This window comes from Corynebacterium sp. CCUG 51687 (assembly GCF_024453995.1).
GTDB classification, from domain to species: domain Bacteria; phylum Actinomycetota; class Actinomycetes; order Mycobacteriales; family Mycobacteriaceae; genus Corynebacterium; species Corynebacterium pseudogenitalium.
Window position 1 is genome coordinate 60193 of the sequence record NZ_JAGPYT010000007.1, and the last position, 17212, is coordinate 77404.

At 60.0% G+C, this 17212-nt stretch carries 12 protein-coding genes; 7 read left to right on the top strand and 5 right to left on the bottom strand.

From position 1 onward, the window contains the following. Positions 1-232: 232 nt before the first annotated feature. The 5 genes from KBX13_RS07935 to KBX13_RS07955 all read left to right on the top strand — a co-directional run bounded on the left by KBX13_RS07935 (position 233) and on the right by KBX13_RS07955 (position 11447). The gene (locus tag KBX13_RS07935) at positions 233-934 is read left to right on the top strand and encodes a DUF3800 domain-containing protein (protein WP_256021583.1); all 702 of its coding nucleotides are present in this window, start codon (positions 233-235) and stop codon (positions 932-934) included. Between the two features lie 714 nt (positions 935-1648). After that, positions 1649-3418, top strand: coding sequence for an adhesin domain containing protein (locus KBX13_RS07940; protein ID WP_256021585.1), 1770 nt, complete (start codon positions 1649-1651; stop codon positions 3416-3418). 84 nt (positions 3419-3502) lie between these two features. Next, positions 3503-7873 (top strand): G5 domain-containing protein, encoded by a 4371-nt coding sequence (locus tag KBX13_RS07945; protein ID WP_370687323.1) that lies wholly within the window; start codon positions 3503-3505, stop codon positions 7871-7873. A gap of 581 nt (positions 7874-8454) precedes the next feature. After that, entirely contained in the window at positions 8455-9441 is a 987-nt protein-coding gene (gene rhuM / locus KBX13_RS07950; RefSeq protein WP_256021587.1) for a RhuM family protein, read from the top strand. A 443-nt stretch (positions 9442-9884) separates the two neighbouring features. Further along, positions 9885-11447 (top strand): alkaline phosphatase, encoded by a 1563-nt coding sequence (locus KBX13_RS07955; protein ID WP_256021589.1) that lies wholly within the window; start codon positions 9885-9887, stop codon positions 11445-11447. A 14-nt stretch (positions 11448-11461) separates the two neighbouring features. Here KBX13_RS07955 and KBX13_RS07960 read toward each other — a convergent pair whose 3' ends face one another. Beyond that, entirely contained in the window at positions 11462-12121 is a 660-nt protein-coding gene (locus tag KBX13_RS07960; protein WP_256021591.1) for a hypothetical protein, read from the bottom strand. Between the two features lie 418 nt (positions 12122-12539). On the opposite strand from KBX13_RS07960, the gene KBX13_RS07965 reads away from it, so the two are divergent. Further along, positions 12540-12986, top strand: coding sequence for a Panacea domain-containing protein (locus KBX13_RS07965; RefSeq protein WP_256021594.1), 447 nt, complete (start codon positions 12540-12542; stop codon positions 12984-12986). 40 nt (positions 12987-13026) lie between these two features. Here the strand turns inward: KBX13_RS07965 and KBX13_RS07970 are convergent, their stop codons facing one another. Next, on the bottom strand, positions 13027-14574 hold the full coding sequence (locus tag KBX13_RS07970) for an AMP-binding protein (RefSeq protein ID WP_256021595.1): 1548 nt from the start codon (positions 14572-14574) through the stop codon (positions 13027-13029). Positions 14575-14641: 67 nt separating this feature from the next. On the opposite strand from KBX13_RS07970, the gene KBX13_RS07975 reads away from it, so the two are divergent. Next, positions 14642-15454 carry a GDSL-type esterase/lipase family protein gene (locus tag KBX13_RS07975; RefSeq protein ID WP_070363231.1) on the top strand — a complete coding sequence of 271 codons (813 nt, stop codon included), beginning with the start codon at positions 14642-14644 and terminating at the stop codon, positions 15452-15454. A gap of 7 nt (positions 15455-15461) precedes the next feature. On the opposite strand, the gene KBX13_RS07980 is transcribed toward KBX13_RS07975, so the two are convergent. The 3 genes from KBX13_RS07980 to KBX13_RS07990 are packed head-to-tail and all read right to left on the bottom strand — an operon-like array spanning position 15462 to position 17207. After that, on the bottom strand, positions 15462-16193 hold the full coding sequence (locus tag KBX13_RS07980; RefSeq protein ID WP_256021597.1) for a thioredoxin domain-containing protein: 732 nt from the start codon (positions 16191-16193) through the stop codon (positions 15462-15464). Next, the gene (locus KBX13_RS07985; protein ID WP_256021599.1) at positions 16186-16527 is read right to left on the bottom strand and encodes a DUF2304 domain-containing protein; all 342 of its coding nucleotides are present in this window, start codon (positions 16525-16527) and stop codon (positions 16186-16188) included. The genes KBX13_RS07980 and KBX13_RS07985 overlap by 8 nt, the downstream gene beginning before the upstream one ends. Next, a complete protein-coding gene (locus KBX13_RS07990) occupies positions 16524-17207 on the bottom strand; it encodes a glycosyltransferase family 2 protein (RefSeq protein WP_256021601.1) in 684 nt (227 codons plus the stop codon). The genes KBX13_RS07985 and KBX13_RS07990 overlap by 4 nt, the downstream gene beginning before the upstream one ends. Between the last annotated feature and the right edge of the window lie 5 nt (positions 17208-17212).

The window sequence follows — 17212 nt, forward strand, 5'->3', positions numbered from 1 at the left end:
ATTCGCGGTCGCCGGAACTATTTTAGGCGACCATTCCGACGACCTGGGGAAACACCGCAGTTGAGCGCCGAAAACCGGGGCTGAGGCCAAAGTAGTTCCCGAGCCCGGGAACTATCTCGGACGTGCACAGACAATCGACCACGTGCGTATTGTCAGGCGTAGACCGAGCACAGGCCGAGCAGATTACGGCGCAGAAAGAAGACTAGCGTGACGGATTGCTAGGGTGATCCATGTGTTGCATGCATTTATTGATGAATCCGAGCACAAGGATAAATACTTCACCCTCACCGTCTTGATCGTGGAGGACGAAAACCTTTTACGCCTTGAGCAAGAATTGGATGCCTTGCTTGCGGACTATGCCGAGACCACCGGCTGCGTCAATATCGATGCTGAGTTGCATGGATACGACATGATGCAGCAAAAACGAGATTGGGATGGGGTTCCAATCAGAATCGCGAGATCGATTTATCTACGCGCTCTTGGGACAATAAACATGCTTGCATCTGCCATGTTCGTGGAGACCATTGACCGACATGAGCAAGCAAAGAAATATCGAAATGCTTACAATCCGCGGACGGTAGCAATCGGCTACATATTGGAGCGCGTGAATGAGTATGCCTCAAAAAGAAACGAGATTGCGAAGTGTTACCTCGATGACCACTACACCGCTCCGGAAGGGCGTAAAGAATTCATCGAGTATAAAGCCAAGGGGACATTCGGCTACCGAAGCTCCAAACTTGCCAATATAGAAGAAATGGAATTCTATGACTCACGGTCGGAGCGGGGGTTACAAGCCGCTGACCTCTGCTGTTATGTTTATCAGCGGCGTCTCAACGTGAAAGTCGGTAACCCAAAAATGCTCGCAACCCAAGAAAAGATGTGGGGGGCGATTGAAAACATTGTTAAAAGCGGTAGGCAACGAATTTGGCCGTAGACGCACAAAAACCCCGCACGGCGGGGTTTCTGGCAATGTGGAGTTGCGCACGGCGCGCAATCTCTACAATCAAAATGCTAGCTAGTCGGTGATGGAAAAACAAGATTCAGCGCGGTAAAAGCACGCAAGATGTAAAAAACTGCCGGGTGTCTCGTAGAGCGGCGTTCAGCCTGCTAGCGCATTATGGGGTGGGGAGATTCAGCGAGCAGACGCTGGGGTGGGCATGCCTGTCGGTTCAGGACGAAACGGAGATCAACAAATGGGCACGTCGAAAGGGATCGTACAGGTTCCATGGCGAGCTGTGGCAATGAAGTAGCAGCTTCACGACGTCCCCGGTGAAAACTTAACTTCACTTATATTCATAAGGCGTAGGACGCAGGCAGCGCTTCACGATGCATCGCAGGGCCCGCCCCACTTATCGACGCCCACTTCGCCCCACTCCCCGTTCCCACCACTGCAGAGGCGTGTTTGGCGAGCAAAACAAAACTCACCCCCGCCCGTGCAGGAAATGCGAATACTCAGGGTATTTCCCGGTCTCATGGGCGTTCGCGGTGGGGGTGCTGTGAAGTCTATATCGACATGCGTTATACCAATTCACTAAAATAGATGCGTAACTGCTGCTTGAAATACCATGTCAGTGGCACTTTTACAACAGATTCAGGAAGCTGGTTGTTTTTATCAGTTTCTTCTGAAGTATTTATGAGGAGTAAATTAATGGCCGAATCATCTCGGCGTTTTCGTAAGTCAACGTCTACTAGCATCGCGGCAACATCTGCGATTGCGCTCGCGCTTGGTGGCCTGAGCGTGGTCGGCCCGGGCCCGCTGGCGCCGTACGCTGCGGCTGCCACCCTGAGCGGTGGTATCCGCGACAAGTCCGGCGCTGTGGAGAAGGACGCCCAGCAGGCGTCCGACCTGCCGGCCGGGTCGTGTGTTGTTTCAGAGACCAACACCGCCGATCACAGCCAGGCTGGTTTCAGCTGGAACACCCTGGAGCCGAGTTCGACCAGTCCCGACCAGACCTTGTGGGGTCTGAGCGTCTCCTTTGATAACTCGAAGGACCGCACATTCGCCGATTGGTCCTTCACCAATGGGGGGAACCTTGGCGGACTTTTGAATCCCGGCGAGGTGCCTTCCATGGAGGCCGGCCAGACCTTCCTTGGCGAGAGCGTCACGCACAAGGCCGACGAAAGCATCGACATTTCTAACCCTTCTGGTCGTGGCCCACAGCGAAACCTGAATCTCTACGCAGAACTGACCGATGAGAAAGTCAAGCAGTTCGCATCGGCCACTGCCGCCAATCCCGTGCGCTACGCCTGGCAGAGCAACTACACGAAGGACAATCCTTCGGGCCTGAGAGCCACGCAAGGTCCCAGCTCGGAATTCAGCGCTGTTGTAAACCCGTGGCCGAGCGAGAACATCGAATGTAACCCGATTACGGTGTCGTGGGAGAACTGGGAGAAGCACGTCATCGTCCCAGGGCCTAAGGGTGAAACCAAGGTCGGTACCGTCAACATTCCTGCTGTGCAGAACGGCGGCAAGGACGACTCGATGTCCCGCATGGTCGTGGAGGCCTACGACGGCAACGGCAAGTTCATCGGCACCACGGACACGTCCGTCTCTGGCGGTGAACAGCGCCTGCGTATCGACGAAAAGACCGGTGAAATCTTCTTCACCTGGCCGGAGTACCGCGGTACTGACCTGGCTACCGACAAGAACGTCAACTTCTCCGTTCTGGCAAAGCCGCGTAGCGTGGATCAGCTCAAGGCTGCAGCTAAGAACAACAATGAGTACCTCGAACATGATGGAGCCTTCGACAGCTCCAACTCGCTGACACGCTACAGCAAGGCGAACGTCATCGATTCCGAGGCGTTCTCGCTGGATGACACCGAGTACCACGCCCCGAAGTACGACAAGACGGACGCGTCGATCATCTCCGGTGTCGATAGCGAGACCGGCCCGCTCGCGACCGAGCCACAGAAGGTCACCTTCACCCAGACCCCTGACCTGATCAAGGAACTGGCGAAGAAGAAGGATCAGAAGGGTTTCGAAGCTAAGGCCACCCTGGACGAGAAGTACGTCTACGAGGGTTGGAGCGTCGAGATGGACGAGGACTACAACGTCACCGTCATCGCTCCGAAGGAGCCACGCCCGGGCACCTTTGCACGCCCTGTGGTGACGGTCGAGTACTCCAACGGCTCTACGGACGAGCTGGAACTCCTCGTGGTTGTCGACCCGAACAACACCCAGGTGACCGACCTGGTGCGTCCGAGCCTGACCAAGGGCACCATCGGTAAGGATCTCACCGCCCAGGTGGGCACCAAGTCCATCATGAAGGGCCACAAGCCGGTCCACCCGGCTAAGTTCGAGATCGATGAGTCCACCGTGCCTAAAGGTTGGACCGTGACGGTCGATGAGACCGGCAAGGTCACCGCGAAGGCGGATGACACCGTCGCGCCAGGCACCATCATCACCCCAACGGTGTAGGCGACGTACCCTGACCAGACCACGGATGAGATCGAGACCCAGTTCCAGGCGATCGTCGACATCAAGATCCCCGAGTACGACACGGTGACGAACAAGCCGAACGCTAAGGTCAGCCTTACGCCGAACGTCCCTGAGCGTGGTTTGAGCGGTAACACGACCGATGAGGCACCGGAGCGCTACACCTTCGAGGACGGAACGACTGAGATCACCCTCACGAGTAAAGAGGGCAAGACGTGGACCGTAAAGATCGACGAAAAGACCGGTAAGATCACCACGACGATCCCGAAGGATGCACCGGAAGGTGACATCCTCGACGTGCCGGTTCTCGCGCACTACGAGAATGCGGATAAGCCGCAGAACGTCAAAGGCACCGTCGTTGTGATCAAGGGCGACGTTGCTCCGGTGTATGACGTGCAGGTCACCGGCCCGAACCAGGCTGTTAACCACCAGGTGACGGGTGCGCCGCAAGAATCGACGTACTCCTTCGGTAACGACGAGGACGGCAATCCGGTCACGGAGCAGGAAGTCGACGGCTGGAAGTACACCATCGACCCGAAGACCGGTGTTGTGTCTTCCACCCCGCCGGCAACCGCTAAGCCGGGTGACAAGAAGACCATCACCGTGACGGTCCAGACCCCGGACGGCTCCCGCCCAGAGGTCCCCGTCACCACCGTGGTGAAGCTGACCAACAGCTGGGAAGCTGAGCCGGTATACCCTGTGGAAACCGTCTACCCGGGTGAAGCCGCAACGTTGCCAGTTGATCTTCAAAAGCCGGACAACGTCAACGTCGCAAAGGAAAACCCCTACAAGTTGGGCAATGTTCCTGCTGGCTGGAATGTCAGCATTGATGACAACGGCCAGATCACGGCAACCGCACCTGCGGATGCAAAGCCGGGCACGCAAGTCAAGATTCCGGTCACCGTGACTTACGAAGACGGTTCTACGGATATTGCATACGCTGTCGTCAATGTCCTCGGCCTTCCGGAGCGTGAGGAACCGTTCAAGGTTGAGTACAAGTTCGACGACTCCATCCCTGCCGGCGAGTACAAGGTTGAAACCAAGGGCGAGCCGGGTGCAGCGAAGATGCACAAGGACGGCACCTGGGAGCAGACCAAGGCTCCGGTCAACGAGGTCGTCGTTATCGGCACCAAGCCGGCCGAGAGCGCCAAGGACGTCAAGTGGACGTTCCCGATCCCGTACCCGACTGAGGTCCGTGAAAACCCGGATCTCAAGCCTGGTGAGATGAAGACCGTCAAGGAAGGCGTGAACGGCGAGAAGACCTACACCGCTAAGTTCACCTCCAAGGGCTCTGAGGCACAGGTTGCTGAGGAAGAAACCACCAAGGAACCGGTTACTCGTATCATCGAGGTCGGCCCGGGCATCCCTGATCAAGAGCTGACCAGCAAGAAGACTCAAGAGGTTCCGTTCGAGATCGAGTACGTCTACGACGACACCCTCGAGTCCGGCGAGCAGGTTGTCGACGAAGAGGGCGTCCCGGGTGAGCAGACGATCACCTCCACCCAGAAGATCAAGGACGGCAAGCCGGACGGCGAGCCGAGCATCAACATCGAGCAGACCAAGGCCCCGAAGAAGGCCAAGATCCGCATCGGCACCAAGACCACTGGTGAGAACACCGAGACCTACAAGGCTGAGGCGCCGTACAAGGTCGTCGTCAAGTACGACTCGAACATGCCTGCCGGTGAGTCCAAGGTGACCACCAAGGGTGAGCCGGGCGAGAAGACGGTGACGATCAAGCGTGACATCACCAACTCCAAGCCGGGCGATCCGCAGATCACTGAAGAGATCACCAAGAAGCCTGTCGACGAGGTCATCACTGTCGGCACCAAGCCGTCCGAGGCCTCCGAAAAGGTCACCTGGACTGCCCAGGTTCCGTTCGACGTTGAAACCCGTCCGAACCCGGAGTTGAAGCCGGGTGAGATCAAGGTCGTCCAGAAGGGCGAGCCAGGCGAAAAGACCTACACCGCAGATTTTGCGGCCACGGGCGATCAGGCAACGGTCACGCCGGAAGAGAAGCAGACCAAGGATCCGGTTAACCAGATCATCGAGTACGGTCCGGCGGCCGAGGACACCTCTGTGGTGACCAAGACCGAGAAACCGGTTCCGTTCGAGACCGAGATTGTCTTTGACAATACCCTTAAGGAGGGTGAGCAGGTCGTCGATGAGCAGGGCGAGCTTGGTACCGAGGTTGTGACCTCTATCCAGAAGATCAAGGACGGTAAGCCGGACGGCGAGCCGACCGTGACCTCTGAGCAGACCAAGGCCCCGAAGAACGCGAAGATCCGCGTTGGTACCAAGACCACCGGTTCTACTACCGAGACCGTGGAGTCTGAGGTTCCGTTTGGTGTGAAGATCGAGTTCGATCCGAACCTGCCTGCTGGCACCTCTGAGGTTGTTACCGAGGGCAAGCCGGGTAAGAAGAAGGTGACGATCGAACGCGACATCACCAACTCCAAGCCAGGCGAGCCAAAGCTCTCGGAGGAGATCACCGAAAAGCCAGTGGATCAGGTGATCAAGGTCGGCACCAAGCCAGCCGAAGCACCTGAGGCCTCCGAGAAGGTCACCTGGAAGGCACCGCTTCCGTTCGAGGTTGAAACCCGTCCGAACCCGGAGTTGAAGCCGGGTGAGATCAAGGTCGCCCAGAAGGGCGTCCCGGGTGAGAAGACCTACACGGCTGACTTCACCGCAAAGGGCGACCAGGCTTCCGTGAAGCCGGAAGAGAAGCAGACCAAGGATCCGGTCAAGGAGATCATCGAGTACGGTCCGGCTATCGAAGACGGCGAGCTGGTCACCAAGGTGAAGAAGCCAGTTCCGTTCGAGACCAAGGTCATCCTCGACGACACCCTTGATTCGGGTAAGCAGGTCGTCGATCAGCAGGGCGAGCTTGGTGAGGACGTTGAGACCTCCACCCAGAAGATCGTCGATGGTAAGCCTTCCGGGGATCCAAAGGTCACCACTGAGCGCACCAAGGAGCCGGTCAAGCAGATCATTCGCGTTGGCACCAAGAAGGAGCCGACTCCGCCGACGCCGGATCCGGATCCGTCCATCGAGGCGAAGATCGTTGAGCTTCCGTTCACCACGGAGATCATCTACGACGAGAACCTTGAGCCTGGTACGGAGATTGTCGACCAGGAGGGTAAGAACGGTGAGATTGAAGTAACCGCCGAAAAGGGTCAGCCTTCCGTGAAGACGACCAAGGAGCCGGTCAAGCGTATCGTGCGCGTCGGCACCAAGCCGCCGGCTGGTCAGGAGTGGAAGGAGCGGATCCCGTTCGAGGTAAAGGTCAAGGTTGACCCCACCATCCCTGCGGGTGAGCACAAGGTTGAACAGGAAGGTAAGCCCGGCCTGGTTCAGCACAATTCCGACGGCACTGAGGAAAACCTCGTAGAGAAGCAGGATCACGTTATCCTCATCGGCACCAAGAAGCCGGGCAACGATCCGGAGAACCCGGAGCAGCCTGAGCAGCCGGCGCCTGGTGGCGACCTGGAGATCAAGGTCCGCTACACCACCCGGATTGTCTACGACCCGAACCTGAAGCCAGGCGAGGAAGTCGAAGACGTTGCTGGTAAGGACGGCCGCTACACCATCAAGGTTGTCGACGGCAGCCCCGTCGCCGAAATGGTAGAGAAGCCAGTTGAGCGCGTTGTTCGCGTTGGCACCAAGCCACCGGCGGGCACCAGCTGGACTGAGGAAGTCGCCTACGACTACGAGGTTGTCGAGGACCCGAACCTCGAATCGGGCAAGCACGAGGTTGTGCAGCCGGGTAAGCCTGGTCAGCGCATCCATAAGGAAGACGGCAGTGTCGTCGAGGTTGCTCCGCAGAAGCTGATCATCAAGGTCGGCACGAAGAAGAACCCGACTGACCCGAGCGAGCCTTCGAACCCGAACGATCCGAACAACCCGAACCAGCCAGGTGGCAAGCCGAACCCGAACGAGCCTTCGACGCCTGCTGAGCCAGGTGCCAACGGTTCCTCGGAGAAGGCGAAGCGCTGCGCTGCGAACGCGTTCGCGGTGAACAGCCCGCTGCTGTGGTTGCTGCCGATCGGCCTGCTTGCTGGTATCGGCTACGGCGTGAACGAAGCGTTCGGCCCGCAGCTGCAGCAGGTCGGCGCTGAGTTGAACGCCCGCTTCCAGGAGTCCATGCCGAAGCGTGACTGGGGCCACGGTCAGCAGGGTCGCCGTCACGAAGACCCGGAGTGGGTCCGTGAGCTGCGTGCGAAGGCTGACGCCGTGAACCGCCAGTTCGCTGGCTACGGTGAGCAGCTGCGCCCGCTGGGTATCGCGCTCGGCGCGATTGCTGCGGTCAGCATGCTCGGTGTCCTGATCGCCCAGGCGTGTGAGGAGGATGGGTTCAACAACGGCCTGACCATCCTCGGTTCGTCGAAGGGCGACACGCCTGCCGACAAGGCCAAGGCCGGTTCTTCTGAGCAGAAGTAAACCGCGCAGAGTCGAATGAAAGGCGCCACCCACACCGGGTGGCGCCTTTTGGCGTTCCGGAGCGGATAACACCTACTAGGAATTGCTCAACCTGTGACAGGCAAGGGCGAATCACAGAGTGCAGGGCGAAAGAAAGCGCCAGAGGTTCAGGAAGACCAAGACAAAAGGCTAGAGGCTGTCCGCAAAGACGAACCTAAGTCGGCGAGACCGCTCGAGACACTGCGAACTGGTGTACAGAACCCATCCCAGAGTGAGCCAAAGCCCCGGAATTGGGGAGAACACCTGGATTGGAACAGGCACAAGTTTGCTCAATGGCTCGTTGTCGGCACGCTTGTTGCGATCCTAATCTTTCAGTCATCGAATACGCGTGGCCACGTGAGGACCAGACGTTTGCCGGTACCATCGACGTCTTCCAGATCATTGCCACTACTGCACTGGGTATGTGTTTGGACGATCTGAGAGGAAGAACGATGGCGAAGGCACGCGCTAACTGCCCTCCGACCCTGCGCCTCGGCTTTCGTTAATCACATGTGTCGGTACCATTGGCGGCTATTAATCCAGAGGAACCGCAAAGGAGCGTCATGCCAGAGGAATACGAGATTGAGAAGTTTGAAGATTCGCTCGGAGAGTTCATCGTCTACCGCACAGAGGATGACGAAACGGAGGTGCATCTCAAGCTTCGTAACGGCTCTGTCTGGATGACCCAAGGGGAGATGGCCGAGCTGTTCGATATAGGGGTGGCCACCGTCAGCCGCCATCTCAAAACAATCTTTGAAGACGGGGAGCTCAAACGCCCGGCAACTGTTTCATATTATGAAAGAGTTGCCCTTGAGCGGGGAAGACAGGTCACTCGGAGATTGGAACACTACAACCTCGATGCCATCATGGCGGTCGGCTACAAGGTTCGTGGGCGGCGCGGGGCACAGTTCCGAAACTGGGCGACGGAGGTGCTTACAGAGTACTTAGTCAAGGGCTTCGCGATGAACGACGAAAAGCTCAAGGACCCTACTGGTGCCGACTACTTCGACGAACTGCTGGAGCGGATCCGCGACATCCGTGCCTCGGAGCGCCGCTTCTACCAACAGATCCTTGAAGTCGTGGCGACGGCAACGGATTACGACAAGGATAATTCGGCACAACGAAACCTCTTCGCTGCTCTGCAGAATAAGCTCCACTTTGCGGTCGCAGGCCAAACGGCCGCGGAAATCCTCGAAACAAGGTGCGACCCAAGCCAGCCAAATATGGGGCTAACATCTTTTGCCGGTAAGAAGGTGCGCAAAAAGGACGTCACGATCGCAAAAAACCACCTCGAAGAGGGAGAAATGCGCACGCTGAACCGGCTCACCACAATGTACTTGGAGCATGCCCAGCTGCAGGCAGAGCGTCGTAAGGCGATGACATTCAAGGATTGGATCGAGCAGACGGACAAATTCATCCAGTTCAATGACTATCCGGTTCTCGAAAATTCAGGGCGAGTTACTACGGCAGCCGCCAAGCGCCACGCGGAAGAGCGGTACGAAATTTACGACCGGGCACGGAAAAAAGAACTCGAGGCCATCGAGCTATAGAAACAGATTGAAGACATGCAGCGCATCGAGAAGGAGATTCTGTCCAGCAAGCGACGCCTGGCGCGCTAACCCACATCCGGCACGGCACGTATCCGACCACGCCGGACACTACGAGCCTGCAGATGATCCGCGCGCGGCGCCGCGTCCGCGCCTGCGGCAATCGCCACGGTTGCACCCATGTACTTCAACGCGCACGTGTCGATGCCACCGAGGCCAGCGTCCTCGCAGTCAACAGCTAGCTGCTGTCAACCGCCATTTCGCAGGCTACGGCGAGCAGTGGCGCCTTTTGGCGTTCCGTAACCGTCTCAGAGTTTGCTCAGCGTTCACCCAAAATTGCGCCAAACATAACCGGAATGTCTCCGGAAACTCACATTGCTTTCGCAGAATCGTTGTGTCGCCAACCCGGCGGCTCGAACCAAGTACTGATTCTGTGAAGGAAACTCATGGCTTTTACCAACCCACGTGTCGCCGCTGCAGCAACGTCCGCAGTGGTGGCGCTCGCTGTCGTCGCAACGCCGGCGCAGGCCGCTGAACCGAAGGCGCCAAAGAACATCATCTACATGATCGGCGACGGCATGGGCTACAACCACGTCGCAGCCGCCAACCTCTGGCAGACCGGCCAGTCCAAGTGGATGCTCAACGGCGAAAACAGCATCAACAGCATCTCCAACGTCGACGGCAAACCAGTCCAGACCTTCGAGCAGGAGGACAAGGGCTGGAAGCACACCTCCATGACCACCTTCCAGTACGGCAACGAGTACGACGAAATCAAGGCGTGGAGCGACCGCGACTGGATCAACAAGAACTTCACCGACTCCGCCGCAGCCGCCACCGCCATGGGCACCGGCGTCAAGACGGACAACGGCAAGATCGGCGTCGACCACAAGGGCGAGAAGCTGGAGAACACCTCCCAGCGCGCCGTGAAACAGGGCAAGGCCGCCGGCGTCGTGTCCACCGTGCCGTTCAACCACGCCACCCCGGCAGGCTGGGGCGGCCACAACGAGAACCGCAGCAACTACACCCAGCTCGCCGACGAAATGCTCGGCCCCGACAGCCCACTGTCCGTCATCATGGGCGCCGGCCACCCGCTCTACGACGACAACGCCCAAAAAACCGGCAAGTTCAACCCCAAGTACATCACCGAGGAGACCTACAACAAGGTCGCCAACGGCGAAACCGACTGGAGCCTCGTCACCGACCAGGCGGACTTCGAGTCCCTCGCCAAGGCAGCCAACAAGGACGCCAAGAAGGTCTTCGGCCTCGCCCCCGTGGCCAACACGCTGCAGCAGGGCCGCGCAGGCTCCGACGGTGAAGACAAGGCAAATGTCGGCCCGTACCTGACCGAGTTCAACAAGGGCGTGCCAACCCTGGCCACCATGTCGCTCGGCGCCCTGAACACCCTCAACCAGGACGAAGACGGCTTCCACCTCATGATTGAAGGCGGCGCCATCGACTGGACCGGCCACGCCAACACCATCGGCCGCTCCATCGAAGAGACCATCGACTTCTTTGACGCGGTAGAGGCCGTCGAAAAGTGGGTCGAGGAGAACTCCTCCTGGGAGGACACCCTGCTCATCGTCACCGCCGACCACGAAACCGGCTACCTCGCAGGCCCGCAGGACCCATCCAAGTACAGCGAGCTCAGCGGCGAAAAGGGTGCCAAGCCGGAGCACACCTACAACTCCGACAACCACACCAACCAGCTCGTCGGCTTCTGGTACAAGGGCGCAGGCTCCGACGACATCTACGAAGAGGCCACCAAGCACACGGACAAGATCCGCGGCTCCTACATCGACAACACCACCGTCGCCCGCCTCACCCTGGACAAGTGGTGGAACGGCGAAAAGCCAGCAGACAACAAGAAGCCTGCCGACGGCTCCTCCGCCGACTCCCCGTGGCTCATCGCCATCCTGTCCATCCTCGGAGTCGCCGGTCTGCTGGCTGTGATCGCGCAGGCAGCACCATCCCTGGTGGACAACCTGCGCACGCAACTGCCTAAGTTCTAGCAGCTACTACCTGCCTACATAGGAAGCATCGGCAACTTCACGCCGAGCTTCGGCAACGCGGCAATCAGGCCAATGATCGCGAGCACCGCCGCGATCACGCCACCAACAATCGCCGCCACGTTCAGCTCCGGCTCCGCCGTCGGGTACGCAACATCCGCCTGGGCGCCCTTCGCGCAGGCAGCGGCCGCGGCGGAGTCGGCGTCGTCAAGCATTGCCTGCTTCTCGGCGAACTTCCCAGCCGGCGTGGCGGCCCACGCCTTGTACAGCGCCGCATCACTCTTCTCGACGCCAAACGGCACCTCAACGCGCTCCACCCCCGGGCCGACCTGGCGCTTGGCCGGGACAATGTCCTCGAGCGTGCGCTCCTTCGTCGGCTTCGTCTCCTTCACCGTCTTCTGCGCCTCGGCGTACTTCTCAGCGAGCTTGGTTGGGCGCTTCGTGGCGTCCGGGTAAGCAGTATCCACGGCGGCCACGAAGTCACGCGCCTGCTCGTGGGCGCCAATTGCCTTCGACTCGTCGAACCAGGCCCTCACGAAGCGCTGCTCGGTGAGCGAAAGCTGCACCGTGCACATGCCGTCCTTGTCCTTCACGCTCACCGTCGCGGCGTGGGCAGGTGCGGCAATGGTGCCGAGCGCGATCGCGGTGGCTGCTGCGCAGGTAACGATACGTTTCATGGTGTCCTCCTTGAGGTCGAGTGGGTGTACCGGGTGTACGTGTTTAGTTTCTGACACCGCATGTTGCGACAGCGTTAACGTGGGAATCCGGGGGTAGGTGGGGGTGGTTTGCGGCTGGTCTCCGGGCGGTTCTCGCTCCGGTCGAGGTGTTCAAGGAGTGCGACGCAGGTCGCCCATTTTCGCGTCGCCTGGCTGATTTCCGGCGACCAGCATCGCACGCTTCTAAGACCTCGACCGGAACGAAAACAAAGCAAGTGAGTATCGAGATTGCAGGCGTGAGCGACTAGGATGAACGCAATTCTGAATTTGGACGCTGTAACGAGAACGGCCTGGTATTACTGGTCACCGTGTTCATGTCTGAACGCTGAGTACAGTTGATCAGTAATACAGTAATGACCAAGCTGTGAGGGGAACGAACGTGGGTACAAGGACAGCACTTGAGATCGCACACTGGTTTGTAGCGTGGGCAGAACAGATGGATGCGGATCTGTCGCAGCTCAAGCTCCAGAAGCTCCTGTACTATGCGCAGGGCGAACACATCGGATCGGCTGGAACCAAACTGTTTTCTGATGAGATCCAGGCATGGCAGCATGGTCCCGTCGTTGCTGACGTCTACAAGGCGACCAAGCAGTATGGGCGTAACCCCATTGATCCTGACGCGTTCATTCCTGAGGACTTTAATTGGGATGATTACGCTGATATCCAGGATGAGCTGGTAGCTGTGTGGCGCAAATACGGTATCTACTCTGCGTGGGCCTTGCGTGAAAAGACGCACTCGGAAAAACCTTGGCGCGAAGCGTTCTATGCCGGTAAAAATGTCGAGATTACCGAAGCTGCCCTGAAAGAATTCTTCAGCGCGGCCTAGTCCAATGGGGAAGAACAGGCGTTAGCCAACACCGCCTCCCTTACAACTCCCGCGGCACCACTTTTCCGGTGGCGTTGCGGGGCAGTGCGTCGACGAAGTGGACGTCGCGCGGAACGGAATGCTCGGCGAGGTGGTCGCGGACCCAGCCCTGGACGCTGGCAGCCGTCAACGCCTGGCCGTCTGGATCGTCAGCGCGGACGACCCAGACGGCGACGCGTTTGAAGGTGTCGGGGTCGTCGACGCTGCCGACGTAGAGGTCGTCGATACCTGGCATGCGCTCGAGGACTGCTGCGACGGATTGGGGGTGGACGTTTTCGCCGCCGACGATGATCATGTCGTCGCTGCGGGACACGACGTGCAGGAGGCCCTGGTTGTCGAAGTAACCGAGGTCGCCCATTTCGATGAGGCCGTCGATGGTGACCATGGGCGTGTTGGGGTTGGTGTAGCCGCGGAGTGCGGTTTCGTTGTTGAGGAAGATGCGGCCGACAGTGCCGGTGGGGACTTCGCGTCCGGCGTCGTCGTAGATGCGCAGGGTGGTGCCGGGTGGGACGCGGCCGACGCAGGTTGGGTCGTTGGCGACGATGGTGGCGTCGGCAGCCGCGGCGAGGGAGAGTTCGGTGGAGCCGTAGATGTTGGCCACGATGGGTCCGAAGCGGTCGATGAGTCGCTCGGCGAGCAGTGGGGTCAGGGCGTTGCCGGCGGTGCCGATGAAGCGCAGCCGCGAGGTGTCGTAGTCCTCCTCGAGGTCAAGCATGTGTTTGAGGAAGATGGGGGAGGAGATGAGGCCGTCACAACGGAAGTGCTCGAGTTGGCGGAAGGCGTTGGCAGGGTCGAAGACACGCTGCGTAACGATGGTGCCGCCGACCCCAAGCGTGATGTTGAGCGCGGACCAGCCCCAGGTGTGGAACATGGAGGCGGTCATCTGGACGGTGTCGCCGGCGCGGAAGGGGATCGCCTCGAGGTAGCCGGTGACCACGAAGGGGAGGGCGGGCTCGGCGCGCAGGATGCCCTTGGGGATGCCGGAGGTGCCTGAGCTCATGAGCACGATGTCGCCGTGCTTCGGGAACAGCGGCAGCGTGGCGTCGCCCCCGCCCATACTTATCGACGCCAACTTCGCCCCATCAACCACCACCATGGCGGTGCCCATGTCTGGGATGCGGGGTAGGAATTCGTCGTCGGTGAAGAGGATGTTGATGTTGTTTTCCTCGATGCAGCCGCGGAGTTGTTCGGTGGAGGAGCCGACGTTGAGGAGGAAGATGGAGCCGCCGGTGTAGCCTTTAGCGCCGAGCGGAAGGATGATGCCGCGTCCGTTTCGGGCGATGACGCCGATGCGCGGCTGGTCGGTGACGCTGAGGATCCAGCGGGCCACGTTGCGCGCTTGGGTGCGGAGGTCGCGGTAGGTGAGGAGGCCGGTGTCGTCGATAAGGGCGGTGCGCTCGGGGGCGGCGAGGTAGCCCTGTTCGATGGCGCGGGCGGTGGTGAAACGGAAGCGGAGCAGATTTGGTATAACCCCTAGCGCTGCTTTCGGGCTGTTGCCGAGGCTGATCATTCCGGCGCGGTGGGTGGCCCTGAGAAAGCGGAGAAACATTGCTCTATTCTATGACATCTGGCAAAGTAGGCGTAGTTCTTGTTGTAGATGTGAAAGAAGTGCACTTGTGTTTCGTAAGTTGACGGCGGCGATCGTCGCGACCGCGCTGGCCATTGTGCCAGCGCAGGCCACCGCGCAGCCGCGTAACATGGTGGTTTTCGGCGATTCAGTCATTGCCGACCCAACAGTCCACGACTGGGCGGCAGGAAAAATCGGCGCCACGCCACAAGGCTCCTCGGATGCGAAGGTCTGGTGCCCAACCGGTGCGAGGAATTGGGGCAAGCAGGCGGCTGCGCGCCTCGGGTTGCGGGCAATGGACTACTCCTGTGCCGGCACCGTTTCAACTCGCGTTGGCCCCTATTTCTCCCTGCAGGTTGACCGCGCGTTGCGCGACCGCGCCCTGAACCCGGCAACGGCCCGCGTCATCATCTCGACCGGCTTCAATGACACCTATTCGACCGGCGGCCGGTCCCCGGAGCAGGTGCGTCGCGCCTTCGTCGACGCGATGGTGCCGCAGGTGAACCGTATCCGGGCGGCGGCGCCGAACGCGCGCATCCAGATTGTCGGCTACCCGAAGATCACGCAGGGCGACCGCGTGTGCCTGTTTCAGCTGGGCAACAACATGCACGACGCCACCCCGATGCCCTTCGTGCAAGCGTGGGAGGACACCGCGCAGTGGATGCAGGTGGACCTGGCGCGCGCAGCGGGTGTCGAATTTTTGGACCTGAAGCCGTCCACGTGGAACAACAACATGTGTGCCCCGGACCACATCCGGATGTGGGCCGGGCTGGTCGATTTCGGCCCTTCGCCACGCAACATGCCGCTGCACGTGAACCAGCGCGGCCACGCCCACGTCGCGGACGTCATCGCGCATTCCTAGAAACTAGCTACTTGGCCAGCGCGTCCTCGATGGCCTGCTCGAAGGCCTCGTAAGGCTGCGCGCCGATGATCTCCTGGCCGTTGACCAAGAAAGACGGGGTGGAGTTGAAGCCTGCGCGCTGCGCCAGGTTGTTAGCGTCCTGGAGTGCGGCGTCGTACTTGTCGCTGGCGGCGTCGGCCTTGAACTTCTCCATGTCCGGAATGCCTGCGGCTTCAGCGAAGCGGACGAAGTCCTCCATGGCGAAGTCGGGGTGGCCGTTCGCCTTGATGGCCTCTGCCATGTAGGCGTCCTGGTACTCGAAGAATTTGCCTTGGTCGGCGGCGGCGCGGCCCGCGCGGGCTGCTTCGACGGCGGCCTGGCTGTTGACTACGAAGTCGTTGAACTCGATGCGCACCTTGCCCTCATCGACGTAGTTCTTGATGATCTGCGGCATGATCTCAACGTTGGCCTTGATGCAGAATGGGCAGTCCCAGTCGGAGAACTCGGAGAGGACGACGGGGGCGTCGACATCGCCGAGGGCCATTGGGTCGTTGGCGTCGCGGCGCTCGATCTCGGCGGCGGCCTCGTTCATAGTCGGTTCGGCGGCAGGCTCTTCAGCGGCCTGAGACGGTGCAGTCTGGGCGGTCTCCGTGGCGGGTGTCGCGGAGTTCGCGCCGATGACGTAGCCGCCCACTCCGGTGCCGATTGCCAGTACTGCCGTAAACGCCCACATCAGTGGTGGGATCTTGGTATCACTCATTGTGCTCCTTTGGTTGTTCTGCGTTTTGTAATGCTACCGCCCGCGCCAACCTGGCGTAGCGCAGCTCCTGTTCACGGAACCTGGTCCAGGTCGAGATGGTGGTGAAGAAGAACGCGATGATCAGCACGTACAGCATCAGGTCCGTGCCGCGGGCAACGCCCAACCAGTTGGCAAGGATGGTGACGTCGTTGGGGCGCAGGATCGCCCAGATGGCGGCGATGAACATCGCGCCGAAGCCGATCTTCACCCAAGCTTTCGCGTTCGCCTTGCGGCGGTTAGCAAAGAAGTAGAGCGCCAACAGGACGGTGGCGCAGATCAGTGCGAACTGGATCATGGGAGCCTCCCTGCCACGATGTTGTCGGCCAGGATGTTGACGCCGTTAATGAGCGACTGGCCCTTGCTCATCGAGTACTCGGTGTACAGGATCTCCACGGGCTCCTCGGCGACGCGCCACTTATGCTGGTCGATCAGGGCGACGATCTCGGATGCGTGCGACATCCCGTTCATCCGCAGGTTCATCTCGTTGGCCACTTTGAGGTTGAAGGCGCGTAGGCCGTTGTGGGCGTCGCTAAGGCCGAGGCGACGAGTGCGCGGCGAGAGCATCACCACCGTGCGCAGCACCACGCGCTTGATCCACGGCACCTGCGAGCTATCTTGGCCGGCGAAGCGAGTGCCCACCACGATATCGAGCGGTTCGGTGCGCAGGCGCTGCACCATGCGCAGGACGTCCTTGACCTGGTGCTGGCCGTCGGCGTCGAAGGTGACAAAGTACTTCGCACCCGGCTGGGCGCGCGCGTACTCCACCCCGGTCTGGATCGCAGCGCCCTGGCCCAGGTTCACCGGGTGGTTCACCAGGTGGGCGCCGGAGGCGCGGATGGCGTCGGCCGAGTTGTCGCGGGAGCCGTCGTTGACGGCCACGATGTTCGGGAACGTTTCCCGCGCATGCTCAATGACCTGCTGGATAACGGGGCCTTCGTTATAGCAGGGGATGATGAGCCAGGTGTCGTCGTTCATGTTGC